The 24925-nt window shown below is 63.8% G+C and carries 21 protein-coding genes; 7 read left to right on the top strand and 14 right to left on the bottom strand.

The features are described from left to right. Nucleotides 1-48 precede the first annotated feature (48 nt). Entirely contained in the window at nt 49-513 is a 465-nt protein-coding gene (locus AC0L2L_RS12895; protein ID WP_473578834.1) for an RT0821/Lpp0805 family surface protein, read from the bottom strand. Nucleotides 514-553: 40 nt separating this feature from the next. On the opposite strand from AC0L2L_RS12895, the gene pdxH reads away from it, so the two are divergent. Together pdxH and AC0L2L_RS12905 are read left to right on the top strand one after the other, a co-directional pair. Beyond that, entirely contained in the window at nt 554-1171 is a 618-nt protein-coding gene (pdxH, locus tag AC0L2L_RS12900) for a pyridoxamine 5'-phosphate oxidase (protein WP_473578836.1), read from the top strand. A 69-nt stretch (nt 1172-1240) separates the two neighbouring features. Beyond that, nucleotides 1241-1873 (top strand): LysE family translocator, encoded by a 633-nt coding sequence (locus AC0L2L_RS12905; RefSeq protein WP_473578837.1) that lies wholly within the window; start codon nt 1241-1243, stop codon nt 1871-1873. 6 nt (nt 1874-1879) lie between these two features. On the opposite strand, the gene AC0L2L_RS12910 is transcribed toward AC0L2L_RS12905, so the two are convergent. After that, complete coding sequence (locus AC0L2L_RS12910; RefSeq protein ID WP_473578838.1) at nt 1880-2629, bottom strand: crotonase/enoyl-CoA hydratase family protein; 750 nt, start codon at nt 2627-2629, stop codon at nt 1880-1882. Nucleotides 2630-2655: 26 nt separating this feature from the next. Continuing rightward, on the bottom strand, nt 2656-4425 hold the full coding sequence (locus tag AC0L2L_RS12915; RefSeq protein ID WP_473578839.1) for an acyl-CoA dehydrogenase family protein: 1770 nt from the start codon (nt 4423-4425) through the stop codon (nt 2656-2658). Between the two features lie 425 nt (nt 4426-4850). Between AC0L2L_RS12915 and AC0L2L_RS12920 the strand changes: the two genes are divergently transcribed. Continuing rightward, nucleotides 4851-4982 carry a hypothetical protein gene (locus AC0L2L_RS12920; protein WP_473578840.1) on the top strand — a complete coding sequence of 44 codons (132 nt, stop codon included), beginning with the start codon at nt 4851-4853 and terminating at the stop codon, nt 4980-4982. A 376-nt stretch (nt 4983-5358) separates the two neighbouring features. Here the strand turns inward: AC0L2L_RS12920 and AC0L2L_RS12925 are convergent, their stop codons facing one another. The 10 genes from AC0L2L_RS12925 to AC0L2L_RS12970 all read right to left on the bottom strand — a co-directional run bounded on the left by AC0L2L_RS12925 (nt 5359) and on the right by AC0L2L_RS12970 (nt 17083). Then, nucleotides 5359-5985 (bottom strand): hypothetical protein, encoded by a 627-nt coding sequence (locus tag AC0L2L_RS12925; RefSeq protein WP_473578842.1) that lies wholly within the window; start codon nt 5983-5985, stop codon nt 5359-5361. A gap of 214 nt (nt 5986-6199) precedes the next feature. Further along, nucleotides 6200-7807, bottom strand: coding sequence for an FGGY-family carbohydrate kinase (locus tag AC0L2L_RS12930; RefSeq protein WP_473578844.1), 1608 nt, complete (start codon nt 7805-7807; stop codon nt 6200-6202). 116 nt (nt 7808-7923) lie between these two features. Further along, on the bottom strand, nt 7924-8652 hold the full coding sequence (locus AC0L2L_RS12935; RefSeq protein ID WP_027164627.1) for an SDR family oxidoreductase: 729 nt from the start codon (nt 8650-8652) through the stop codon (nt 7924-7926). A 23-nt stretch (nt 8653-8675) separates the two neighbouring features. Further along, the gene (locus tag AC0L2L_RS12940; protein ID WP_473578846.1) at nt 8676-9929 is read right to left on the bottom strand and encodes a sugar ABC transporter permease; all 1254 of its coding nucleotides are present in this window, start codon (nt 9927-9929) and stop codon (nt 8676-8678) included. Next, nucleotides 9926-10762, bottom strand: a complete 837-nt coding sequence (locus AC0L2L_RS12945) for an ATP-binding cassette domain-containing protein (protein WP_473578848.1) — start codon at nt 10760-10762, stop codon at nt 9926-9928. Before AC0L2L_RS12945 ends, AC0L2L_RS12940 begins: the two co-directional genes overlap by 4 nt. Nucleotides 10763-10836: 74 nt before the next feature. Then, nucleotides 10837-11919 carry an ABC transporter substrate-binding protein gene (locus AC0L2L_RS12950; RefSeq protein WP_473578849.1) on the bottom strand — a complete coding sequence of 361 codons (1083 nt, stop codon included), beginning with the start codon at nt 11917-11919 and terminating at the stop codon, nt 10837-10839. Nucleotides 11920-12252: 333 nt separating this feature from the next. Next, entirely contained in the window at nt 12253-13137 is an 885-nt protein-coding gene (locus AC0L2L_RS12955) for an AraC family transcriptional regulator (RefSeq protein WP_473578851.1), read from the bottom strand. A 247-nt stretch (nt 13138-13384) separates the two neighbouring features. Continuing rightward, entirely contained in the window at nt 13385-14335 is a 951-nt protein-coding gene (locus AC0L2L_RS12960) for an ABC transporter permease (RefSeq protein ID WP_473578852.1), read from the bottom strand. Then, entirely contained in the window at nt 14332-15909 is a 1578-nt protein-coding gene (locus AC0L2L_RS12965; RefSeq protein WP_473578853.1) for a sugar ABC transporter ATP-binding protein, read from the bottom strand. The genes AC0L2L_RS12960 and AC0L2L_RS12965 overlap by 4 nt, the downstream gene beginning before the upstream one ends. Before the next feature lie 67 nt (nt 15910-15976). Next, nucleotides 15977-17083, bottom strand: coding sequence for a sugar ABC transporter substrate-binding protein (locus tag AC0L2L_RS12970; RefSeq protein WP_473578855.1), 1107 nt, complete (start codon nt 17081-17083; stop codon nt 15977-15979). 328 nt (nt 17084-17411) lie between these two features. Here AC0L2L_RS12970 and AC0L2L_RS12975 point away from each other — a divergent pair, with 328 nt between their 5' ends. Next, nucleotides 17412-18593, top strand: coding sequence for an SGNH/GDSL hydrolase family protein (locus AC0L2L_RS12975; RefSeq protein ID WP_473578857.1), 1182 nt, complete (start codon nt 17412-17414; stop codon nt 18591-18593). Nucleotides 18594-18729: 136 nt separating this feature from the next. Next, a complete protein-coding gene (locus AC0L2L_RS12980) occupies nt 18730-19890 on the top strand; it encodes a glycoside hydrolase family 25 protein (RefSeq protein ID WP_473578859.1) in 1161 nt (386 codons plus the stop codon). Between the two features lie 135 nt (nt 19891-20025). On the opposite strand, the gene AC0L2L_RS12985 is transcribed toward AC0L2L_RS12980, so the two are convergent. Continuing rightward, nucleotides 20026-20901, bottom strand: a complete 876-nt coding sequence (locus tag AC0L2L_RS12985; RefSeq protein ID WP_473578861.1) for an AraC family ligand binding domain-containing protein — start codon at nt 20899-20901, stop codon at nt 20026-20028. A 213-nt stretch (nt 20902-21114) separates the two neighbouring features. Between AC0L2L_RS12985 and melA the strand changes: the two genes are divergently transcribed. Continuing rightward, nucleotides 21115-22581, top strand: a complete 1467-nt coding sequence (gene melA / locus AC0L2L_RS12990) for an alpha-galactosidase (protein WP_473578862.1) — start codon at nt 21115-21117, stop codon at nt 22579-22581. Nucleotides 22582-22684: 103 nt separating this feature from the next. Further along, the gene (locus AC0L2L_RS12995) at nt 22685-24766 is read left to right on the top strand and encodes an ABC transporter substrate-binding protein (RefSeq protein ID WP_473578864.1); all 2082 of its coding nucleotides are present in this window, start codon (nt 22685-22687) and stop codon (nt 24764-24766) included. Nucleotides 24767-24925: the final 159 nt, after the last annotated feature.

Raw genomic sequence — 24925 nt, forward strand, 5'->3', positions numbered from 1 at the left:
CTCGCATAGGAAGAAATTCCAGTGGCGCAAGGGCAATTTGCGCGAAACTCAGAGCGCCTTGAATTCCTGCATGCGCCAGCCGCCGGCGCCGGCCAGGCACAGCTCGCCCTGGTAGAGGGCAACGCCGTCGAAGCTCTCGCGCGTGGCGCTGAAACGGCGGCAGGTCAGCCCGCCATCCTTCAACTCCACCAGCTCGGTGATCGCGCCGCGCGACCCGGTGCCTGCGTTGGCCCATGGCACCGTCTGGCCGCCAAGCTCCTTGATGTCGGCGGAAGAGACAGCGTTGCCGATGGTGGTCTGGTCGGAGTCCTTGTCGGCCGCCGCCGGGGCGGCGGGCGAGAACGGCGCGCTGGAGGTGATGATCGAGCGGTCGACCTCAGCCTTTTCCAGGCTGAAACCGCCGGCGCCGCAAGCGGCAAGCGGCAGGACCGCCGACACGACCACAGCCTTGACGCTGGCCGAAGCGATAACGCCCCATTGCCTGCTGTCAAAAGCTTGCGCGATACGCAACAATCGGCGAACTCCTCCCGCAACGGTAAAAATTTGGAAAACTATGAACGAAACCGAGTTAACAAGCAGTGACTTCACCGAGGCTGCGGAGCCGTTCAGGCTCTTTGCCGCGTGGCTGGAGGACGCCACCAAAAGCGAGATCAATGACGCCAACGGCGTCGCTCTGGCGACCGTCGATGCCGACGGCATGCCGGATGTGCGCATGGTGCTGCTCAAGGGGTTCGACGAAAAGGGGTTTGTCTTCTACACGAATTTCGAGAGCGCCAAGGGCCGCGAGATTCTTGGCAGCATGAAGGCGGCGATGTGCTTCCATTGGAAATCGCTGCGCCGCCAGGTGCGCGTGCGCGGGCCGGTGGAGATCGTCAGCGACGCCGAGGCCGACGCCTATTACGCGACGCGGCCGCGCGGCAGCCGCATCGGCGCGTGGGCCTCGAAACAGTCGCGGCCGCTGGAGAGCCGCTTCGCGCTGGAGAAAGCGGTAGCCGAATACACGGCGCGCTACGCCATCGGCGAAATCCCCCGGCCAAAACACTGGTCGGGCTTCCGCATCCTGCCGCAGACGATCGAGTTCTGGCACGACAGGCCGTTCCGCCTGCATGACCGCGTCGTCTTTTCGCGCAACGCCGCCGGCGGCTGGGACAAGACGCGGCTTTACCCTTGAGGCCGAGAAATCCCCGCGCAATGGTGTGATCTCGAGCTCAATCGGCTGCAATGCAAAGGAGTTGATCTCATGAACCTGGTCTTGGCCTATCTAGGCGTCTCGTTCATCGTGATTGCAACGCCCGGGCCAGATACGGCCATCACCATTCGCAACACGCTGCTCGGCGGGCGCATGGCCGGCGTGTTCACCGCGCTCGGCATCTCCAGCGGCCAGACGATCTGGGCGCTTGCCACCAGCGCCGGCATCGTCGCGCTTCTGGTCGCTTCGGAGCCGCTGTTCCTCGCGGTCAAATATGCGGGCGCCGCCTATCTCATCTATCTCGGCTTCAAGGCGCTGCAGGAGGCCTGGCGGCCTTCGCATCAGCAAGACATGGCAACCATCGCGGGGCCGTCACGGCGGCTGACCAGCACAAACGCCTACCGCCAGGGCTTGATCAGCGACCTTGGCAATCCGAAGATGGCGGTGTTCTTTGCAAGCCTCCTGCCGCAATTCGTGCCGCCTGGCGGGGAAAGTTTCCTCGCTCTGCTCGGCCTTGGAGCGGTCTTCGCCATCATGACCTTCGCCTGGCTGGCTCTCTACGCGACGGTGGTGGCCAAGGCTGGGGACTTCCTGCGCCGGCCATCGATCCGTCGCGCCATCGAAGGCGTCACCGGAATCGTGCTGATTGGCCTCGGCATCCGCATCGCGGCAGAGCACCGATAGTTCCGGCTATTTCTTCCGGGTCATGAAGGCGTTGAGCGCGGCGCGCGCCTCGTCGGATTTCAGCCGCTCGCGAAAGTGCTCGCTTTCCACTTTGATGCGCGCAATCAGCGCTTCGCGCGGCTCGCGCATAAGGTCGCGCGCGATCTTCAGCGCCTGCGGCGGCTTGGCGGCGACGCCGTTGGCTGCAGCCAGCACCGCACCTTCGAGCGCGTCTTCCGCCACCACTTCATAGATCAATCCGGCGGCCTTGGCGCGCTCGGCCGAGAAACCCTCGCCGAGGCCAAGCAGCGCGAAGGCGCCCTGCCGTCCCAGGAGTTGCGGCGCGATAAGGCTGGAACCGGCCTCCGGCACCAGGCCGAGATCGACGAAGGGCGTGCGGAAGAGCGTGCGCGGCGTGGCGAAGGTCAGGTCGCAGTGCAGGTTGAGCGTGGTGCCGATGCCGACGGCGATGCCGTCGACGCCCGACACCATCGGCTTTTGCGACCTCGCCAACGCCATCAGGAAATCCCAGACCTCGTTGCCGCCCTCGCCGCCGGCGGCGATGACCAGGAAATCGGCGAGGTCGTTGCCGGAAGAGAAAGCGCCGGGGACGCCGAGGAACACATGCACGCGGACCGCCGGATCGGCATCGCCTTCGGCGAGCGCCGCCGACATCTTCGCGTACATGGCGCGCGTCAGCGCATTCTTCTTGTCCGGACGGTTGATGCGGATGATCTGCACTGCGCCCTGGCGCTCGATGAGGATATGGTCGGTCACGGTTGGTCCTTTGAACGTCAGAATGCTTAAGCGGAGATCAGCGCCTTGCCGGCGGCGGCAAGGCTTTCGGCGCCGTCGATGACGCGCTCCGTCAAGGCGCGCGTCTCGCCAAGCAGGTTTTCGGCAAAGAAGCGGCAGAGCGCGATGCGGCCGCGGTCAGCCAGCCCGCCCTGCGCCAGATAGGCGCCGCCGGCGGCAAGCGAGATCAGCCGCAGATAGGGTGTGGCGCCAGCCATCGCGGCGTCTGCCTTGCCGTCGGCAAGCAACGCCTGCAGGAAGCGCGTAGCTTCGTCGAGATCGGCCAGCGCGCGGTCGAGATTGTCGGCGGTGCGGCCGAAACCTTCGATATTGGAGGTGCGCACCGCATCGGCGACCGCCTTGAGCTCGCCGATATAGCGATGCACATGCTCGCCATTGCCAAGCGGCAGTTTGCGCGAGACGAGGTCGATCGCCTGGATGCCGTTGGTGCCTTCATAGATCGGCGCGATGCGGGCGTCGCGATAAAGGGCGGCAGCGCCGGTCTCCTCGATGAAGCCCATGCCGCCATGCACCTGGATACCAAGCGATGCGACCTCGACGCCGACATCGGTGGAGAAGGCTTTCGCAAGCGGCGTCAGCAAATTGGCGCGGTCGCGCCAGTTGGCGGCGGCCTCGCCCTCGGCGACACGCGCGCGGTCGATGGCATGCGCGCAGGAATAGCTGATCGCGCGCGCGATCTGGGTCAGCGCCTTCATGGTGAGAAGATTGCGCTGCACGTCGGGGTGATGGACGATCGGCGCCATGCCGGAGCCTGAATAGTCCGGGGCCCTGCCCTGGCGGCGCTCATTGGCATAGGCGATCGCCTTCTGTGTCGCGGCCTCGGCCACGGCCACGCCCTGCATGCCGACAGCAAGGCGGGCGTTGTTCATCATGGTGAACATGCAGGCCAGCCCCTTGTTCTCCTCGCCGATCAGCCAGCCGACGGCGCCGGGCGTCGCTCCCCGAAAGCCGTCGCCATAGATCATCGTGCAGGTCGGCGAGGCATGGATGCCGAGCTTGTGCTCGAGGCCGGAACAGAAGACGTCGTTGCGGGCGCCGAGCGAGCCGTCGTCATTGACGAAGAACTTCGGCACCAAGAACAGCGAGATGCCGCGCGTGCCGGCCGGCGCGTCGGGCAGCCTGGCCAGCACCAGATGCACGATGTTGTCGGTGAAGTCGTGCTCGCCATAGGTGATGAAGATCTTCTGGCCGAAGATGCGGTAGGTGCCGTCGCCGACAGGCTCGGCGCGGCTGCGCAGCGCGCCGAGGTCCGAGCCCGCCTGCGGCTCGGTCAGGTTCATCGTTCCCATCCACTCGCCCGAGACGAGCTTGGCCAGATATTTCTGCTTCAGCGCTTCGGAAGCGTGTTTGTCGAGCGCCTCGACCGCGCCCATGGTGAGCGTCGGGCCGATGCCGAACGCCATGGCGGCGGAGTTCCACATTTCGAGCGCGGCGACGCCGAGCATCGTGGGCAGACCCTGGCCGCCGAACTCCTGTGGCCCGGACAGCGCGTTCCAGCCGCCGTCGATCCAGCGCCGGTAGAGCTCCTTCCAGCCGGGCGGCGTGGTGACGGCCGCGTCCGTCAGCACCGCGCCATGCTCGTCGCCGATCTTGTAGAGGGGAGCAACCTCCTCGCTGGCGAAACGTCCCGCTTCGGCCAGGATCGCGTCGACGAGGTCCTCGCCGAGATCGCCGAAAGTGCCGGCATCCAGCGCCGGCTTCAGCCCGGCCACCTGCTTCAGCGTGAAGGCGATGTCCTCGACCGGTGCGCGATACATGTTTGCTTCTCCTCCTCCGTCCCAGCCAAGCGTAGTGCATGGCCAGAGCGAAACCATCCGTCTTTGGGCTGGTTCGCACCTTCTTTTTACGTAAACGTCAATCTCGGCCCCGCGACCCATACGCGCTAACGCTCTGCGACGCTACAGGCCGACACGCCTCCACGAATGGTCCATGATCCTGCCTCAGCACTGCTCCTTGGTAACCGAAACGTGATCAGAGCGTTTCAGGGCGGTTCATTCCACTTCATTCCTATAGGTAGGAGTTCATTCCGTCTCATGCCGGTTGGTGTCCCGCAAAGCCGGGGCATGGTGGGGCCAATCTTACACCGGCCCTGTTGACATCGGTCCCGATGCCTGCGTCTATCTTAGCAGTTCCTTTTCGACCTTTTCTCAATGGCGAGATCTGTCTTGAAAGGAACGCTCCCATGATCATCACCCTCGACCTCGGCCAGGTACTCACCCTTGTCGCAAGCCTGTTCGGCGTCGTCGCCGGACTGATCGCAATTGCCCGCTTCGTTAAGTGGTGGTGGCACAAGCCATTGGACCCGGGCGAATGATCGACCCATTCACAGGCGCTGGAGGGTTGCTTGATGGGTCAACCTTGCGACGGCGGCTAAACGCGACAGGTCACCGAAAAATCTATCGGCACGCCCCCGTACTGCGTCAGCACAGGGGGTCGCCGCGATTTGCGCGACACGACATTACCTCACGACAAACGCGCGCTGACCGCGCTGCCTGCCCCGTAAATTTTATTGGTTCGTTTAACGGTTTGTTAAGAGATTATTCGGCGGGCGGGTATAAATGAGTTGGTCATCTGAAATCAGCGAAAGGATTCGCGCCCCGATGACCCTCCTCCAGTTTGCTTATGTAATGGTCGCCATCTCGTACCTCGTCGCCGTGGTGGCGTTGTGGGCCGGGCACTAGCATCCGTTTTCACTCGACCTTCTTTTGCTCCTGAGGCTGAAATTCGGATAGGGGACGCCAATCTAAATTCTGTGGCAATGGCGGCTTGCGAAGCATTGGAGAAGGTTGGTACGGCTTCGCCTGCTCCACATGGTATTTTGGATGCGTGGCGAATTCGACTTCGAGGGACAATGTTGCTCCATACATCATGAAGGCATGAACCTCGTCTGCAACTCGCCTTAGGTCTGACAGCGTAACCGGGCATACGATTTCGCTCCCCGATTTTGAAAACTTTGTGAGCAGCATTCCACCGGTTCCTTTGCTTCGACTGGTGAACCGCCCTCCCATGAGGGAGTGCATGATATCGTTCCGGTTAACCGCGCATATTTTGAACGCGTCGGCAAAATACTGTAGATGTCCTTGTATTTCTTCTACGACAATCAGCTGACGCCGAAGTTGATCAAATATTTTGAGGCGGGAATCGTTGTGAATGCGCTGGAATAACACCTTCACTTGCGCTTCCGACATTCTTACGGCTCGCCCAAAAAGAATGCTGAACATATGCTCAAGCTGGCTATAATTCAGTGAGATCATGCCTATCGCATATATGTCATCATCCCAGCCCGGCATGTATTCCGGCCACTTGGAGTTGGTCATGAAAGCCTCAAAAGACCGGGGGTCTGTGCAAGGGCGAGATTCAATGGAAGATCAAATTGTTGGGTCAACATTGCCGAAGGCACGCTGCCGCAGCAGCCGGCGCCCGATCCATTCGAGGCGACGTCGCTGTTCCGTCGCTGACACCTTTACGGCAATTCCAGGAAAAGTGCGCCGCGATTTTTCGTCCGGAATTGCGCAAAAATAAAGCGATATGTCAGCGTATGCTTCGACCTACCGTCTGCAGGGCCAGAAAGGCTTCGTAACGCCGGTCGTGCCACGTCCGCATGGCGCCGGCTGCCGGCCGGAAAACGTCGCCAAGCCGGGACATGGCAGGCATGGCGGTCGAAAGGTCGGAATAACGGCCGGCCGCGACCGCTGCGAGCATCGCGGCGCCCAGCAGCACCGGTTCCGGCGATTGCGAGGCGGCGACCGGCAGGCCGGCAGTGTCGGCAAGCAGTTGGCGCACCAGTGACGACTGCCCGGCGCCGCCGCTGATGACGATGGTGTCGACGGCAAAACCGGACGATCCCTGCGCCGCCACGATCTGGCGCACGCCATAGCCCAGGCCGCAAAGCCCGGCCACGTAAAGGCCGACAAGACTTTCGACGGAACGGTCGGTGCCCAGCCCGGCGATCAGGCCGCGGGCATCCGGATCCGCGAACGGCGAACGATTGCCGAGGAACTCGGGCACGACATGGATGCTTCCCGCGAGCGTGGCGGCCGCCGACAGGTCGGGCGAAGCTGCTATGGCGGCAGCGGCCAGCCAGTCGGCAAGCGATTTGCCTTCTGCCGCGGCGTGCGCGGAAGCCTCGGCTGCGGCCGGATGGAAACGCACCAGAAGATCGATGGCCGCCCCGGCCGCCGACTGACCGCCCTCGCTCAGCCAGAACCCCGGCACCATGGCGGAATAGTAGGGCCCCCACACGCCAGGCACGAAGGCAGGGCCTTCGCTGCTCGCCATGGTGCAGGCCGAAGTGCCGAGCACATAGGCCATGCGCGACGAAATGGTGCCGGCATCGCCGGCGGCACCGACCGTGCCGACGCCGCCGGCATGGGCATCGATCAGCCCGGCAGCAACGATTGTGCCCGCAACCAGCCCTAATTCAGCCGCGGCCGCCTCCGTCAGGCCGGCGCCCACCGCCGTGCCTGGATCGACCACTTCGGTGCCGATGCGGGCAAAGCCCTCGTCGGCAAGTTCGCCAAGCCCGATAGCGTGGAAATAGCTCTCGTCCCAGCGCCGCTCATGGGCGAGATAGGTCCACTTGCAGGCCAGCGTGCAGACCGAGCGGGCCAGGCTGCCGGTGGCGCGCCAGGCCAGATAATCGGCCAGGTCGAAGAAATGCGCGGCCGCGGCGAAGGTCTCGGGCAGGTTCTCCTTCAGCCATAGCAGCTTCGGCGTTTCCATCTCCGGGGAAATGACGCCGCCGACATAATCGAGGACCGGATGCCGGCCGGCATTGATGCGCCTGGTCTGGTCGAGGGCGCGATGATCCATCCAGACGATGATGTTCCTGTCGCTATCCCCCGAATGACCCACAGGCAGGGCTTCGCCATCGTCACCGACCACCACCAGGGAACAGGTCGCGTCAAAGCCGATGCCGCCGATCTTGGCGGGCTCCACGCCTGATTTTGCAACGGCGTCGCGGACGCTGGCGCACACCGCCTGCCAGATGTCCCGGCTGGACTGCTCGGCGATCTCGCCGGGCTCGATGAAGAGAGCGATGTCGCGCTTGGCTGAAGCCAGGAGCTGTCCTCGCTCGTCGAAGACGCCGGCGCGCGCGCTGCCGGTGCCGACATCGATGCCGATGAAGTGGGAAGGCATGGGGGACCTCAAGGTAAGGCAGTAGGCAGTAGGCAGTAGGCAGTAGAAAATGGTCCGCGTTGGATGGCCGGAGGCAACTGCCCCTTCCCTATTCCCTACTGCCTAAATCCTACTGCCTACAGATCATTGCTCTGCGGCAGAATCACTAGGTCGCGAATGGTGATGTTTCGCGGCCGCGTGAGCATGAACAGGACGGCCTCCGCGACCTCGGTGGGCTGCATCAGGCCACCGGCAGCCAGCTCGTCCTCGAGCTTCTGCTTCGGCCAGTCACTGATCAGCGCCGTCACCACCGGGCCTGGCGCTACGGCCCCGACGCGCAGGCCGTGCTTGGCCACCTGCCTGCGCAGCGTATGGACGAACGCCTGTATGGCATGTTTCGAGGCCGTGTAGACCGGCTCCCAGACCACAGGGACGAGGCCTGCGATGGAACTGGTGACGATGATATCGCCGGTCTTGCGCTCGACCATATGCGGCAGCACCGCGTGGACGGAGCGGAAGACCGAGTTGATGTTGAGGTTCAACATACGGTCCCAGGCGTCCGGATCGCCATTGAGGATCTCGCCGCCGACATAGGAGCCGGCATTGGCGTGAAAGATGTCGAGCTGGCCGGCCTTTTCGAGGATCCCAGGCATCATCGTCGCCACGCTTGCGGGGCTGGTGAGATCGACCACCAGCGGGATCGCGCTTTCGCCGAGTTCGGCGACGATCTCCTTCAGCTTGTCCTGCGCCCTGTCGACCAGCACCACCCGAGCGCCGGCGGCAAGCATCGCCCTGGCGCATTCGAGACCGATACCCGATGCCGCGCCGGTGACCGCGGCGACTTTTCCCGAAAGATTCTGAGCCATTGTACCCTTCTCGTTTGAACTGTTCAGGCGCGGCCGTGCGAGGCACGGGAGCGGCGCGCGAGGGAGTCGACGATCACGGCGATCGCCAGGACGGCACCGGTGATCATGTAACGAAGCGACGAGGACAGATCGAGCAGCGTCAGGCCGCTGGCGATCGACTGGATGACGATGATGCCGAGCAGCGCGGAATAGGCGCTGCCGCGGCCGCCGAACAGGCTGGTGCCGCCGATGACCGCGGCCGCTATCGCGTTCAGGTTGACGTCGCCGGTGCCGGCCTGCTGGCTGGCGGAAGCGAGCCGCGCCGCCGCAAGCACGCCGCCAAGCGCGGCAAAGGTGGAGCACAGTGCGAAAGCGCTGAGATAGATGGCGCGGACCTTGATGCCGGCGCGCCGCGCCGCCTCGCGGTTGCCGCCGACGGCGGTCATCGAACGCCCCCATTTGGTTCTGGTCAGGGCGTAGTTCATCGCCGCCACAAGCCCGACGAACAGGCCGAACATCCATGGGATGCCGCGCGACTGGTTGAGGTAGGCGACGATCAGCTCGAGACCGACGGTTATGGTGGCGACGCGCGCGACGAGCCCGGCAACGGACCGGGCCGACAGATTGGCCGCGCGGCGGCGCGCGAAGGTGCGAAGTCCGCTGACCAACATCGCCAGGCCCGGGATCGCCGCCAGGGTGTACGAGACCCATTTCGGCATCACCATCAGCTGGCCGAAATCCACCAGGGTGGAGCCATAAGGCAGGTTGATCGAACCGGTCGAGCCGAGGATATAGAGCTGCATGCCCAGCACCGCGAGCAGGCCGGCAAGCGTCGAGACGAAGCTCGGCATGCCCAGCCGGTTGAACAGCAGGGCGTAGAGCGAGCCGATCAGCGCGCCGAAGGCCAGCGCGGCGACGATGGCGAGCGCGACCGGCCATCCCTGGTTGACCCAGAGCGTGCCGACCATCGCCGAGGCGAAGCCGCTGACCGACCCGACGGAAAGGTCGATCTCACCCACCATCAGCACGCAAACGATGCCGAGCGCGATGACGCCGACCGTCGAGCAGTCGAACAGGAGATTGACCAGATTGCTGCTCGAGACGAACACGGGATTGAGACTGGTGAACACAGTCCAGATGACCACGAGGCCGACGACGACCGGCAGCGAGCCGAGATCGCCGCTGCGCACGCGATCGAGGAAGGAGCGGATCGCTCCGCCGACGCCTGCCTGATGCTTCACCCGGGCGTCGGCGCGGTCGAGCGCCAGTGGGGCGGAGGTGCTTTTCTCTGCCGTCATTGGCGCTGCTCCCTCGCATGCTCGCTGTCGGCGCTGTCGTGCTCCGCCCGCAGCCGCTCCGCGCGACGCGACACCGCGTTGTTGGACGCGCCGGTGATGGCGCTCACCAGATCCTGGTTCGAGGCGTCGGGGTCGAAGACGCCGTTGTTGCGCCCCAGCCGCAGCACCACGATACGGTCGGCGACGGCACGGACATCCTCCATGTTGTGACTGATCATCACGACGCCGAGGCCACGTGCGCGGACACGGTCGATAAGGTTGAGCACCTCCGCCGTCTGGGCGACACCGAGTGCGGCGGTCGGCTCATCGAGAAGGATGAGTTTCGGCTCGAGCAGCAATGAGCGCGCGATGGCGACCGTCTGGCGCTGGCCGCCGGACAGCGAGGCGACCGCTTCGCGCACGCTCGGGATGCGCGCCGACAATTCGTTGAGCAGCGTCCAGGCGCGCATTTCCATCGCCACTTCGTCCAGCCGCAGCGGGCTGAGCTCATTGCCGAGGAATATGTTCGCCACCACGTCGAGATTTTCGCACAGCGCGAGATCCTGGAAGACGGTGGCGATGCCCAATGTCAGCGCCGCGCGCGGATCGGGCAGCGTGACTGTCGTGCCGCGGAAATTGATCGTCCCCGAGCTCGGCTGGTGCACGCCGGCGAGAATCTTGACCAGCGTCGACTTTCCGGCGCCGTTGTCGCCGACCAGGGCCACGACCTCGCCGGCATGCACGTCGAAGTCGATATCGGTCAGCGCCGAGACGGCGCCGAAATTCTTCGATATGCCGCGCAGGCTGAGCACCAGCTCGCCGACGGAAGCCGATCCTTCGGGACTCTCACTCATGCGCTGACCTTTCGTGACGATCGATGTCGTTGAACATCCGGCCGCCCGACGGGCGGCCGGATGTCAGGATCTTATCAGTTGGTGATGCCGAGCTTCTTGCAGCCCTCGGCATAACGGTCGACGCAGAGCTCGGCGGCCGTGTTGATCTTCTTGTCGATGATCTCGGCCTTGAGGTTCTCCTGCGTCACCACCGCCGGGGTGAAGAGCTGCGAGGGCGTGTCGTAAAGGGTCATCTCGGCCTTCGGCGTCTCGCCCGACAAGAGCTTGACGGCAACATTGGCCGCGGCAGCCGCGACGATCTCGCTCGGCTTGGAGATGGTGTTGTACTGGTCGCCGGCGATGATCAGCTGCAAGGCCGCGATCGTCGCGTCGTTGCCGGTCACCGGCGGAACCGGATCAACACCGGCCGCCTTGAAGGCCGCGATCGCGCCGCCGCCGGTGCCGTCATTGGCGGCCACGACGCCGAGGATCTTGGTTCCAAAGCGCGTGATCTGGCCGCTGGCCCATTGCTGGGCTTTCGGCGGAGCCCATTCCGGCGTATCGAACTCGGCCAGGATCGGGTAGCCGCTGTTGTCGAGGCCCTCATGGATGCCCTTCTTGATCAGACCCGCGGCGGCGTCGGTCGGGGAGCCGTTGATCTGCAGCAGGCCGCCGCCGGCCGGATCGACCTTCAGAGCCTTGAGATGCTCGATCAGCGAATCGGCGATGGCCTTGCCAATGCCCTCGTTGTTGAAGGACACGTAGAAATCGGCCGGCGCCGTCGGAATGGGCCGATCATAGGCGATAACCTTGACGCCCTGGCTCTGCGCCAGCTTGACCAGCGAGGCGGCGGCGGTCGAATCGACCGGGTCGAGCACGATGGCCTTGGCGCCCTGCGAGATCACCGAATTGAACTGCTGCTGCTGGCGCGCCGCATCGGCATCGGCGTTCTGGTAGATCACCTTGCAGCCTGGGCAAAGCTTCTTCATCTCGGCGACGAAGCCGGGATAGTCGTGCTGCTCGTAGCGGGTCGATGCCTGGTCGGGCATCAGGAAGGCAACCGTGGCGTCGGTGACGGAAGCGGCGAAGGCCGCCGTGCTGCCGAGCAGAGAGAACGCGAACACGGCCGCGATGGTCGATTTCAAGGCAAACGGCGATTTCCATGCATATCTGGTCATTCGAATGACTCCGTTTCAAGAAATGGTTTCACGAGACTTGTGCGCCAAACGGCGCGTCAGGCCTTGACTGCATATCGGACTGTTGAAAGGAGTATGATCGGCAGCGGCTGAGGATCGATCCGATCCCGGTAAGCCGCGCAAACATCCTCCTTGGCGTGCTGGATTGCAGGACAAGCGATCTCCAGCACAGGGTGTCTCGCACCCCGCGTTTTTCCTTCCCTGGACGTCTGTTTGTTTTGACGCAATTCCAGACGGGGCTACGGCGAAGTCGCCGAACCGAAGCGTTTCACGCGTTTGCTGGAATTGCCTTGGGCTCCTCCCTGTTCCTCCCTGTTAGGCGGCGATCTCCGCGTTTACGTTCTGCGCCAGCAACGCCCTGAAGCGCGAAGGCGACATGCCTTTCTGCGCCAGGAACTGGCGGTTGAAATTCGAGATGTTGTTGTAGCCGGCGGCGTAGCAGATCTCGGTGATCGACATCTGGGCCTCGCTCATCAACAGCTGGCAGGCAAGGTTGATGCGCAGCCGGTTGACATACTGCACCAGCGCCATTCCGGTGTGCCGGCGGAAGCTGCGCGAGAAGGCGCTGGGGCTGCGTCCGGCGATCTCGGCCAGGGTGCCTTCGCTGAACGGCTCGGTCAGGTGACAGTTGATGTAGGCGAGCGCCTGGTTGATGCCGGCCGACATGAAGCCGGACGGGTCGGGAAGGTAGCCGGCGCTGGCCAGGGTGCGGACGTCGCTCGCACGGCTCAAGATGTCGAGCACGGCCATGAACAGCGACAGGCGGCGCACGCCTTGCGCCTCGGTCAGCTCCGCCAGCAAAGGCGCGGCCAGCTCAGCCGTCGCCAGCGAGAACAGCGCGCCGCGACGGCTGGTTTCGAGAATGCCGGCGCAGGCGGCAAGTTCGGGCAGCGCGGCGGAAGCGTCGGCAATGAATTCTTCGGAGAACTGGACGACGCGGCCGCGCAGCGGCACGGTCTCGCCCGGGGGCACGTCGCTGACCCAGTTGTGCGGCAGGTTGGGGCCGGTGAGCACAAGATTGCCCGGCTCGAACTCGCCGATGAAGTCGCCGACGAAATAGCGGCCGGTGGTGGCCACGACCAGATGCAGCTCGTATTCGGGGTGGAAGTGCCAGCGCACGGTGCGGAAAGGATAGCCGTGGGCCCAGGCCTTGAACGACTCTCCCTGTCTGATCTGGACGACTTCCAGGTCCGGATTCATCTTTATTCCTCCCGCGCGGGTCCGGTCTTATGACCGGTTGCTGCGCTTCGTCGGGCAGGCCGCGTATTCCCGCTGGCCGCCGTGATTGAAAGCTTAGGCGGCAATTGAAACGCCTGCCACCACGGCTTGTCCACCCAACCGATACTTTTTTGACGTTTTGGCGGCGACGAAAAACGGCTGATGAACACAGGCGCCCAGGGCGGGAGTGACAGGCGCGGAACCCCTTATCTGCCGAAAACGCCCGTGCTCAGACCGATTCCTGCTCCTCGCCACGTACCCGAAAAGCGTCGACGGCAATAGCCAGCAGGATCATCGCGCCGCCGATCATCTGAATGTAATAGGCAGACACGTTGATCAGCTGCAGTCCGGTCTGGATGACCGTGATGAGCAGCGTGCCACCAAGCATGCCGAGCACCCGTCCGCGTCCGCCAAGCAGGGATACGCCGCCGATGACGGGAGCCGCGACCGCGTAGAGCAGGGTCGTGCTGCCTACGGTGACGCTCACGCCACCGAGATAGGAGGCGTAGAGGAAGCCGGCGAGACCGGCCAGGAATCCCGCTGCGGCGAACGCGCTGAGCCGGACGCGCCGCACATTGATGCCGGCCGCGTGCGCGGCCCGCCGGTTGCCGCCGGTGGCATAGAGGTTGCGACCCCAGGCGGAGTAGGCAAGCACGACATGCGCCACCAGATAGATGACGAACAGCGCCACCGGCATGATCGGCCATGTGCCGATCGTCGCGCTGCCGATATAGCCGTAGCCTTCGTCAGCAATGACCAGCGTGCGGGCCTGCGTAGCGCCGAGCACCGCGCCTTGCAGAAACAGACCCATGGCCAGCGTGGCGATGAGCGAGTTCATCCGCATATAGGAGACGAAATAGCCGTTGACAGCGCCGATAAGCGTGCCCGTCAGCACCGTCACCGCGACGGCGACGGTCCAGTGCGCGCCGTATTCCTGCATGGCGTAGGCGCCGATCATACCGGAAAAGACGAGGTTGCCGATGACCGACAGGTCGATTTCGCCGATCAGAAGCGTGAACGATACCGCCAGCACCAGCACGCCCAATGTGGTTGCCTGCACCAGCACGTTCTGCAGGTTGCCCTCCGACAGGAAGAACGGATTGAGGACGCCGGCAAGGAGGCTGAAAACGATGATCAGTATCCACACCACATTGTCGAGAAGGAATTTCCTGCCGTTCATGTCGTCCTGCGTTCTGTCATGGGTTTCCGGAGCGATCTGGCGTCGGCGATGGCGTCCACCGTCAACCCCTCGGCCGAAAGCGACCGTTCGATGCGGCCCTTGGAAAAGACGACCACGCGGTCGACCAGCCGCTGCATTTCGTCCGGGTCTTGCGCGATCAGCAGAACCGCGACGCCGCGCCTAGTGGCGTCGTCGATGAGACGGTGGATGTGTTCCTTCGCCGCCACGTCGACGCCGATCGTCGGCTCGTCGAGCAGCAGGATCGCCGGGTTTCGTTCCAGCAGGCGGCCAAGCAGGATCTTCTGCTGGTTGCCGCCGCTGAGCTTGCGGATTTCCTGGTCGGGTGTATCCATCACCACGTCCATGGCCATGCGGGCCTGGCGCATGCGGCCGAGCATGCTGGAACGGCTGATCATCCATCCGGCCCGGCGGGGCCAGTTGCCAAGGCTCAGGTTCTCGGCGATGGACATCGAGGCGACATGACCCTCACCGATGCGGTCATGCGTCAGGTACGCGATGCCGGCGGCAAGGCTGTGGCCTGGGGAATCGATCCGCGCCGGGCGGCCGTCGACCAGGACGCGACCGGACGTGGCCGGGAGCAGGCCGCCCAGCGCGCGCAGCAATTCCTGCGGGCCCTCGCCAAGCAACCCGACGAGGCCGACGATCTCGCCACGGCCAACGGTCAGGTCGACGGGGCCGCCGCCGGGAAAACATAGATCGCTTATCTCGACGATGGGCGGCTTCGGCGCCATCTGGCCCTCACGCCGAAATTCTTTCACGTCGCTTCCGGTGATCAGGCGCGCCATGCCGTCGGCGGACAGCGACCCGGCGGCGCCGCTTGCTGCAACCTTGCCGTCGCGCAGGACCGTGTATTCGCTGCATAGCTGTCGGACCTCGTCATTGTGATGCGAGATGTAGATGAAGGACGTGCCCCCGGCCGTCAGCGCCTCGACCCATTCCAGCAGATGCTGGCGCTCGCGCGCCGCAAGCCCCGCCGTCGGCTCATCGAGGATGATCAGCCTGGCATCGCCCGCTACGGCCTTGATGATGGCGAGCCGCCTGCGGTCGCTGGCATTGAGGTCGCCGGCGCGCCGCCGCGAGGAGACTTGCATGACGTGGCTTTCCAGGAGCAGGCTTGCCTGTCGGTGGAGCTTGCCCCAGTCGATCAGGCTGCGGCGGCGCGGCAGGTTCGGCAGGAGCAGATTTTCGCCGATCGACAGGTCCTCGAAAATCTCGGAATGCTGTGAGAGCAGGTGCAGTCCGAGCTTCTTGCGCGCGGTAAGCGTCAGCGACGACACGTCCTCGCCAGCGAGCAGGATGCTGCCCGCATCGGCACGCGTGAAACCCGCGATGACATTGGACAGCGTCGATTTGCCGGCGCCGTTCTTGCCGAGCAGGCCGTGGATCGCGCCCTTGGGTACCGCCAGCGACACACCGTCGAGCACCGAAACTGGCCCGTATGTCTTGAAGACATTGTCGACAACCAGCACGGGCCGGCCGCTCGGCCCTGGCGCAAACGGCCCTTCGCCTGCCCGGCGCGCGCCCTCCGTCGGCTCGCGATCTGACTGTGTCATCGGTCGGCTTCCCCATGCCAGGTCAAGTAGGGCGCGGCCGACAGCGCGCGCCCTCCCCTGCCGGTTCTCAGCCGGCGTTCTGTTCCATCTTCCAGACCTTGGTGACGACGTTGGCCCAGTGGCGCGGATCGTCGGCGTTCTCCTTGGTCAGGAAGTAGGGCGGAATGGTCAGAAGGGGCCCTGATGGACTGTCGGCGATCATGCCCTTTTCCCAGAAGTATTTCTTGTTCTCATAGGGGCCGGTCGGCACCGGCTGGCCCTTGAGCGTGTACTGTTCCAGCAGGTCAACAACAATCTCGACATAGGCGATCGGGTCCTGGGCGATATCGGCATCGATCTCGCCGGCCTTCACCCATTCGAGCGCATTGGGCGAGGCGTCGATGCTGGTCAGGATGATGTGCTTCTCGTGACCGACCGGGAAAAGGCGCTTCTGCGTCTCCATGGCCTTGCGGGCGTCGACGACGAAGATGTCGGTTGGCATGTGGATGGCGTCGAGGTCGGGGCGCTCGCGCAGCGTGGCTGAGACGACGGCCAGCGCCTCGTCATGCTGGTTATTCTGCGGCCGCGAGATGACCTCGATATCCTTGTATTTGGACTTGAGGGTTTCCTCAAAACCCTCCTTGCGGTTGCGCAGGGCTACCGCCGTCAGCGAGCCGTAATTGTTCAGCACGCTGCCCTTGGGCGAACCGTATTTCCTGGTCAACAATTCGGCCGTCTTTTCAGCCGCCATGACGCCCGACTGACGATTGTCGAAGGTGACTGAGGCGGCGACGCTGCCGCCGGTGAGCGGCGTATCGACCATGCCGACTGGAACGCCCAGTGACTTGGCCTTCTTCGTCAGCGGGATAAGCAGTTCGGAATCGAGCGCGTCCGAGATAAGGTAGCGTGGCTTCTGCAGCAGCAGGCTGTTCCAGTCGTTCACCTGCGCGTTGGAATCGCCGTTGGCGTCCTTTCCGACGAATTGCAGACCCAGGCTCTCGGCCTTGCGCTTCAATGCCTCCTGCAGGACGACGAAAAAGAAAAAACCGAGATAGGGCGTTTCCCAGGCCACCACTTTCGAGAGCTCCTGCGCCCTGGCCGGACCACTCCCAGCCATCACGCCGGCGGCGGCCGTCGCCGCGGCACTGGCAAGCAGGGCGCGACGGTTCAATCTGAAATCCATGATATTCGGCATAGTCTATCCTCCCTTCCCAAAGGCAATCGATCAGTCTCGCGCGCGATCTCCACCGGGCCGCAAAACCGTTCTTTGGCCGGCAAAGGCTCCTCCACTGCCGGCTGCTACAGCGTGAAGGCTAGCCAAGCGAAAAATATGATGCCACCACGTCTCTGACGCACGATCGATACTTTCTTGTACTTTGAACGCGACGCCGATGGCGGTCCTGCGCTTGACGTGGAGGCAAGTCGTTGCGGCAAGAAAGTATCGAACGGCCAGCGGATTTCTGGTGGTGAGGCCAACGACGCGTTGCTAGCGTTGCTTTGCTCGATCCATGAGGAGGCGACGGATGACGGGACATTGGATGGGAACGTGGGCCGCCAGCCCGATGAATGTGTGGCCGGGTGACGCCGTGCTCTACGGCTTCCACGACCAGACGGTCAGGCAGGTCGTCCGCATCAGCAAGGGCGGCGTGCGCTTTTGCATCCGGCTTTCGAACGAGCATGGCAGCGAGCCGATCGACATCGGCGCGGCATCCATCGCCAGGGCCAGCGCCGGCGGCGGCATCGAGGGCGGGAGTGCGCGCGGGCTGACTTTCGGCGGCTCGCGCGCAGCCAGGATCCTGCCCGGCGCGCCGCTTTTGAGCGACCCCGTCGAATTCGAGGCCGGCGACCTTTGCGACCTAGCCGTCAGCCTGTATTTCAGCGGTTTCGCGCCCGTCCAGACGTATCACTTCGAGGCCCAGCAGACGGCCTATATTTCTGATTACGGCGAGTTCGTCGACGCAGAGCGCATGCCCTTGCAGCAGACGTCCACGAGCCGCTATTTCCTCACCACCGTCCTTGTCGGCTGCGAGGCCGACAGCTGCTCCATCGTCTGCTTCGGCGATTCCATAACCGATGGGTTCGGATCAACGGTGGATGCGAACGCCAGATGGCCGGATCGCCTGGCCGAGCGGCTTTCGGCGGCGGGTTTGCTTACCCGTCTCGGCGTTCTCAACCATGGCATCGGCGGCAACCGGGTAAACGCCAGCAGGGCGCGCGGCGCAAGTGCGCTCGCCCGCTTCGACCGCGATGTGCTCAGTCTACCCAATGTCGGCCACATCGTGCTTCTGGAAGGCATCAACGACATTGGTTGGCCGGGAACGATACTAGCCGGCGCGGCGGAGGCCGTCTCGGTGGAGGATATGGTCGGCAGCTACCGGCAACTGATCGCCCGCACCCATATGCGCGGCATCAAGGTCATCCAGGGCACGCTGACACCCTTTGCGGGCGCATTCGAAGGAGAGGCGCTGCGCACGTTCCATTCTCCCGAGAAGGAACGGATGCGCCGCGCCGTCAACGAATGGATAAGGACCTCCAGCCCCGCCGACGCCATCGTCGATTTCGACCGGGCGCTGGCGGATCCGCAAGACGACTCGCGCATTCGCGCGGAGTTCGACTGCGGCGATGGCCTGCACCCCTCGGACGCCGGCTACAAGGCGATGGCCGATCTCTTCGACCTCGATTTTTTCGGCCGGTCGGCAGGATAGCCCCGGCGAAACTAACGACGCCAGTCGCCGCGGCCGTATCGGTCGGAGCCCTGTCCTTGTTTGTACATCCGCCCCCGAAGCACTTCCTTAACCATGGCGGTTCAGGATCGTCCCCTGGTCAGTGGGGACACCCTGATTGAAAAAGCCGGCGCGCCCTCTTCGCCGCCTGGCGCTTCTCGCGGCGGCGGTTGCGCTGGGCACGGCGGCACAGGCCTCGGATTTCTCCGAGCCGTGGAAGAATGCCGACCGTCCGCTGGTGATCGACGCCTACGAATACAATTCGATCGACTGGCAGCAGCTCGTCACCGACAAGCGCATCGCCGGCTTCATCAACAAGGCGTCCGACGGGCTGCCGCCGCCCTATTTCTGCTTCGGGGCCGAGGCCGACGTCAAACTCTGCAAGGCTCAGTGGAAGCGCTATGCGGTGACGCGCGAGTTGTTCCAGACGCGCAAGGTTGTGGCCAAGGCGCTCGGCCTGAAATGGGGCGCCTATCACCTCGCGCGGCCCGGCAACCCGGTCGAGCAAGCCAATAATTTCATCGATTTCGCGCAACCGGCGCCCGATGAGCTGATGGCCCTCGACATCGAAGGCATCGACGCCACGCAATGGATGTCGCTGGAAGATGCCGAGGAATTCGTGCGCCAGGTGCATCGCCGCCTCGGCCGCTTCCCCGTGCTCTACACCAACGGCAAGACCGCCCAGTATATCGCCGACAACCGCTACCAGTACCGGCTGCTGTCGCGGCTGCCGCTCTGGTATGCGCGCTACAAGCCGGACATCGACGTGCATTTCCCGATGGGAAACTGGCAAGGCTACGCGCTGTGGCAATTCTCGGCGCAGGCCAATTGCGGCCGTTTCCGCTGCCCCTACCGGGTGCCCGGCACGCCCAACGACATCGACGTCAGCGTCGCGCCGATGAGCGCGGATGAATTGCGCCAGCAATGGGCCTTCGGCGGCCTGCTCGACGTGCCGGCCGACTACCTCGCCTCGATCCCGGTGCCGATTTCGCGCGAGGCAGCGCTCGCCGGCAAAATCACGATCACCTATGCCGACGTGGCGACGCCGCCGACCGTCGAGGAAATGGTCGCCGTGCTCGGGTCGCGCTGGGAAAAATTCCGCGACGGGTTCCGCATGCCGGTGGTGAAGACGGTGCCGCAGCGCGCGGGCTTCGGCATCGCGCAATATGTTGCCTGGAAACGGGCCGGCCAACGCACGCCCGCACAGCTCGACGCAGCCTTCGCCGCAGCCGACCCGGTCAACACCGCTTCGACGGCGCTCGACCACCGCAGGCAGTAGTAGCCGTACCGTTAAGCGGTTCAGCCTTTCACGGAATCGCAGAACCGCTCTAAATTTTTGTTTTTACGCAATTCCGGACGAAGGCTACGGCGAAATCGCCGAGCCTGATCGTTACACACTTTTCCTGGAATTGCTCTAGCGATGGCTGCCCAGGCTGGCATACATGCCGGTGGTGCGAAACTGCGTCGGGTTGATGCCGTAGCAGCGGCGAAACACCTTGGAAAAGTAGTTCGCATCCTCGAAGCCGCACAGCACCGCGACTTCCTTCACCGGCAGGAAATCCGCCCTGGTCAGCAGCTTCGCCGCGCGTTGCAGGCGTTGCTGCAAGACGAATTCGGCCGGCGGCAATCCCTCGCTCTCGGCAAAGCAGCGCGAGAAATGGGCGCGGCTGAGGCCGCTGATCCCTACCAGATCCGCCACCGGCAGCGGCTTGTCGAGATTGGCGTTGATATGGTCGATGACCGGCTGCATGGCGCTCTGCTTCTCGGCGAAGGCGTGCGAGCCGAAGACATCGTCGTAAAGCGCCATCGCCGCCTCGTAGGCGATCGCGGAGGCAGCGCCGGGCGAACCAGCACCCTTGATGAGCCGCAGGCTACAATCGGCCAGGTGATCGATCGTCGCCGGCTGTAGCCGGAATACCGGTCCTGAGACGCTCAGAATGGACTTGTGGATGCGCAGCGCCTCCTCGCCGTTCATCGAGATCCAGAAATATTCCCAGCGGTCGCCCTGCCCCAGCCAATAGCGATGGTTGTGCGGCACCAGTACCAAAAGCGTGTCGTTCGCCTGCAGGCGATAGTTACGGCTTTCGTAACGCAGCTGGCCGTTGCCGCTGATCGTATGCTGGAGCACGGTGAACGGCGTCTGGCCGCGCTTTCGCCCGTCCCAGTCATAGGTCACACCTTCGCGCACTTCATAGCCGGTGCTGGTCGGCATCGCATGCAGGCGCTGGCGGCCGCGCGGCAGCGAAATCGTGCGCATCAACTGTCCGTTGGCGATCAGGTCCTGCAGCACAAAATTACCCTTGAAAGCATAATCCTTCTCTGGCCGAGCGCGCGAATAAGCGCATAATCGGATCCTCAAGAACGGGAATGACCCGCGGTCGAGGAGCGGGCGGGAGGAAAAAAGCCGGATTTCCGGCTTTGAGCGGTGCGTGCGCCTTGGCACGCGGCCGTGTCCTCCCTTGCTGCTCCTTGCCTAGCATTCGATTGGATCGAGGTGAAGGTGATGAGCTTCAAAATCGCTATTATCGGCGCCGGCAGCGTCGGATTCACCAAGAAGCTGTTCACCGACATTCTGTGCGTGCCGGAATTCAAGGATATCGAATTCGCGCTGACCGATGTCAGCGAGCACAATCTCGGCATGATCAAGGCGATCCTCGATCGCATCGTCGAGGCCAATCATCTGCCGACTAGGGTGACGGCGACGACGAACCGCCGCGAGGCGCTGGAGGGCGCGCGCTACATCATCAGCTGCGTGCGCGTCGGCGGCCTCGAAGCCTATGCCGACGACATCCGGATCCCGCTGAAATATGGCATCGACCAATGCGTCGGCGACACGATCTGCGCCGGCGGCATCCTCTATGGCCAGCGCAACATCCCGGTGATCCTCGACTTCTGCAAGGATATAAGCGAGGTCGCCGAGACCGATGCCAAATTCCTGAACTACGCCAACCCCATGGCTATGAACACCTGGGCCGCGATCGAGTACGGCAAGGTCGACACGGTCGGTCTTTGCCATGGCGTCCAGCATGGCGCCGAGCAGATCGCCGAAGTGCTGGGCGCGAAGTCAAGGCATGAACTCGACTATGTCTGTTCCGGCATCAACCACCAGACCTGGTTCATCGATCTGCGGCTGAACGGCCGCAAGATCGGCAAGGACGAACTGGTTGCCGCCTTCGAGGCACACCCGGTCTATTCCCAACAGGAAAAGCTGCGCATCGACGTGCTGAAGCGCTTCGGCGTCTATTCGACCGAAAGCAACGGCCATCTCTCCGAATATCTGCCCTGGTACCGCAAGCGGCCCGACGAGATCACGCGCTGGATCGACATGTCCGACTGGATCCATGGCGAGACCGGCGGCTATCTCCGCTATTCCACCGAAACCCGTAACTGGTTCGAGACCGAATATCCGCAATTCCTCGATGCGGCGTCGAAGCCGATCGACCCGGACAAGCGCTCCAACGAGCATGCCAGCCACATATTGGAAGCGCTGGAGATGAACCGCGTCTATCGCGGCCATTTCAACGTCAAGAATAACGGCGTGATCACCAACCTGCCGCAGGACGCCATCATCGAATCGCCCGGCTTCGTCGATCGCTTCGGCATCAACATGGCCGCCGGCATCACGCTGCCGGAAGCCTGCGCGGCCACCTGCATGGCCTCGATCAACGTCCAGCGCATGTCGGTGCATGCGGCGATCGCCGGCGACATCGACCTCTTGAAGCTCGCCGTGCTGCATGATCCGCTGGTCGGAGCGGTGTCGACGCCGGAAGAGGTCTGGCAGATGGTGGACGAGATGGTCGTCGCTCAAGCCGCCTGGCTGCCGCAATATGCGCACGCCGTTCCGGCGGCAAAGGAACGGCTGTCGAAATCCAAGGTCAAGACCCGCGAATGGGCCGGTGCCGCGCGGCGCAACGTGCGCTCAATCGAGGAATTGCGTGCCGAAAAGGCCGCACTGAAGCAGGCCGGCTGAAAATCAGGGCGCGGCGGCGGATCCACGGGAGGCAAAGGTCCGTCGCAGTCAGCCGTCGAGGCGGAATGCAAGCAGAAAACGTCTGAACAAGAGGGAGGAAATAATGAGGAACCTACGCAGCATTGGCATTGCCGCCGGATTGGCGCTGAGCGTCTCCGTTCCGGCACCCAACGCCTTCGCGTCCGAGCCGACGGTGCCGCCCAAGCCGGCGACGTTTCCGGCCGAGGGCAAGATCAAATACGTGGCGCGCGACTCCATCCTGGAGTTCAAGGCGCTGCCGGAATATCACGAGCCGGACTGGGTCACCGAAAAATACGTCAAGGCCGGCAAGCTGCCGCCGGTGAAGGACAGGCTGCCCAAGGAGCCGCTGGTGTTCAAGACGGCCAACATGCCGGACGGCGTCGGCGTCTATGGCGACACGATGCGTCATGTCATCGGCGGCCGGCCGGAAGGCTGGAACTATGGCGCCGGCCAGACGCAAGGCTGGGGCGGCATCGACATCGGCCTGTCCGAATGCCTGACGCGCACGGCGCCGCTGTTCCAGGTCGAGGCCAAGGATACCGAACCGCTGCCCAACCTCGCCAAGAGCTGGGAATGGTCGAAGGACGGCCATAAGCTGACCATGCATCTGGTCGAGGGCGCCAAATGGTCCGATGGCGTGCCCTTCAACGCCGACGACGTCATGTTCTACTGGGACGACGAGGTCATCGACCCGAACGTCTCGCCGCTCAATGGCGCGACGCAGGAAACCTTTGGTGTCGGCACGACGCTGAAGAAGATCGACGACTACACCGTCGAGTGGACCTTCAAGGATGCCTTCCCGAAACAGTACCTCTATACGATGGCCTACGGTACCTTCTGCCCCGGGCCTTCACACATATTGAAGCCGCAGCATCCGAAATATTCGAAGAACACCTACGACCAGTTCAAGAACGCCTTCCCACCGGATTTCATGAACATGCCGGTGATGGGCGCCTGGGTGCCGGTCGAATACCGGCCGGACGACATCATCGTCATGCGCCGCAACCCCTACTACTGGAAGGTCGACGAAAAGGGCAACCAGCTGCCCTATCTCAACGAGCTGCAATACAAGCTGTCGACCTGGGCCGACCGCGACGTCCAGGCGGTCGCCGGCTCGGGCGATTTCTCCAACCTTGAGCAGCCGGAAAACTTCGTTGCCTCGCTGAAGCGCGCTGCAGACGCGAACGCGCCGGCACGCCTGGCCTTCGGTCCGCGCCTCATCGGCTACAATCTGCGCCTGAACTTTTCCGCCAATGGCTGGGGCAACCCGGACGAACGCGGCCAGGCCATCCGCGAGCTGAACCGCAACGAGGACTTCCGCAAGGCCGTCACCATGGCGCTCGACCGCAAGGCGCTCGGCGACTCCCTCGTCAAGGGGCCGTTCACCGCCATCTATCCCGGCGGCTTCTCCTCCGGCACGAGCTTCTATGACCGCAGTTCCACCGTCTACTATCCCTTCGACCTCGAAGGCGCCAAGGCCGAGCTCGCCAAGGCCGGTCTCAAGGATACGGACGGCGACGGCATCGTGAACTTCCCGGCCGGCACCGCCGGCGGCAAGGATGTCGAGATCGTGATGCTGGTCAACAACGACTACACGACCGACAAGAGCCTTGCGGAAGGCGTCGTCGCGCAGATGGAGAAGCTGGGCGTGAGGGTAGTGCTCAACGGCCTCAATGGCACCCAGCGCGATGCCACGCAATATTCCGGCCGCTTCGACTGGCTGATCCGGCGCAACGAGCAGGAGCTGACCTCCGTCGTGCAGAATACTGTGCAACTGGCTCCCATCGGCCCCAAGACCAGCTGGGATCACCGCGCGCCGGAAAGCGGCCAGGTCGACCTGATGCTTTTCGAAAAGGACCTCGTCGACATCGTCAACAAGTTCATCTCCTCGTCGGACAATGACGAGCGCGCCAGCCTGATGAAGGAGTTCCAGAAGATCTCGACGGAACATGTCTACAATGTCGGCCTGACGGAATATCCCGGCGCGCTGATCGTCAACAAGCGCTTCTCCAACATTCCGCAAGGGACGCCGATCTTCATGTTCAACTGGGCCGAGGATTCGATCGTCCGCGAGCGCGTGTTCGTGAAGGCGGACAAGCAGGCGAAATACGAACTGTTCCCCGAAGAGCTTCCCGGCAAGCCTGGAGACAAAGGCCCAATGTAGGTTTACCTCCCCTGACTGAGAGAGACCCGGGGGGGGGGGGGGGGGGGGGGGGGGGGGGCCCCCCCCCCCCCCCCCCCCCCCCCCCGGGCGGGGGGGGGGGGGGGGGGGGGGGGCCGGGGGGGGGGGGGGGGGGGGGGGGGGGGGCGGGGGGGGGGGGGG

The sequence above is a fragment of the Mesorhizobium sp. WSM4832 genome (assembly GCF_055811115.1).

Bases quoted from the DNA above. Each gene is read 5' to 3' on its own strand.
- pdxH (WP_473578836.1), top strand. From the start codon at position 554: ATGAACGAAACCGAGTTAACAAGCAGTGACTTCACCGAGGCTGCGGAG.
- AC0L2L_RS12905 (WP_473578837.1), top strand. From the start codon at position 1,241: ATGAACCTGGTCTTGGCCTATCTAGGCGTCTCGTTCATCGTGATTGCA.
- AC0L2L_RS12915 (WP_473578839.1), bottom strand. From the start codon at position 4,425: ATGTATCGCGCACCGGTCGAGGACATCGCCTTCACGCTGAAGCAGGTG.
- AC0L2L_RS12920 (WP_473578840.1), top strand. From the start codon at position 4,851: ATGATCATCACCCTCGACCTCGGCCAGGTACTCACCCTTGTCGCAAGC.
- AC0L2L_RS12925 (WP_473578842.1), bottom strand. From the start codon at position 5,985: ATGACCAACTCCAAGTGGCCGGAATACATGCCGGGCTGGGATGATGAC.
- AC0L2L_RS12930 (WP_473578844.1), bottom strand. From the start codon at position 7,807: ATGCCTTCCCACTTCATCGGCATCGATGTCGGCACCGGCAGCGCGCGC.
- AC0L2L_RS12935 (WP_027164627.1), bottom strand. From the start codon at position 8,652: ATGGCTCAGAATCTTTCGGGAAAAGTCGCCGCGGTCACCGGCGCGGCA.
- AC0L2L_RS12940 (WP_473578846.1), bottom strand. From the start codon at position 9,929: ATGACGGCAGAGAAAAGCACCTCCGCCCCACTGGCGCTCGACCGCGCC.
- AC0L2L_RS12945 (WP_473578848.1), bottom strand. From the start codon at position 10,762: ATGAGTGAGAGTCCCGAAGGATCGGCTTCCGTCGGCGAGCTGGTGCTC.
- AC0L2L_RS12950 (WP_473578849.1), bottom strand. From the start codon at position 11,919: ATGACCAGATATGCATGGAAATCGCCGTTTGCCTTGAAATCGACCATC.
- AC0L2L_RS12955 (WP_473578851.1), bottom strand. From the start codon at position 13,137: ATGAATCCGGACCTGGAAGTCGTCCAGATCAGACAGGGAGAGTCGTTC.
- AC0L2L_RS12960 (WP_473578852.1), bottom strand. From the start codon at position 14,335: ATGAACGGCAGGAAATTCCTTCTCGACAATGTGGTGTGGATACTGATC.
- AC0L2L_RS12965 (WP_473578853.1), bottom strand. From the start codon at position 15,909: ATGACACAGTCAGATCGCGAGCCGACGGAGGGCGCGCGCCGGGCAGGC.
- AC0L2L_RS12970 (WP_473578855.1), bottom strand. From the start codon at position 17,083: ATGCCGAATATCATGGATTTCAGATTGAACCGTCGCGCCCTGCTTGCC.
- AC0L2L_RS12975 (WP_473578857.1), top strand. From the start codon at position 17,412: ATGACGGGACATTGGATGGGAACGTGGGCCGCCAGCCCGATGAATGTG.
- melA (WP_473578862.1), top strand. From the start codon at position 21,115: ATGAGCTTCAAAATCGCTATTATCGGCGCCGGCAGCGTCGGATTCACC.
- AC0L2L_RS12995 (WP_473578864.1), top strand. From the start codon at position 22,685: ATGAGGAACCTACGCAGCATTGGCATTGCCGCCGGATTGGCGCTGAGC.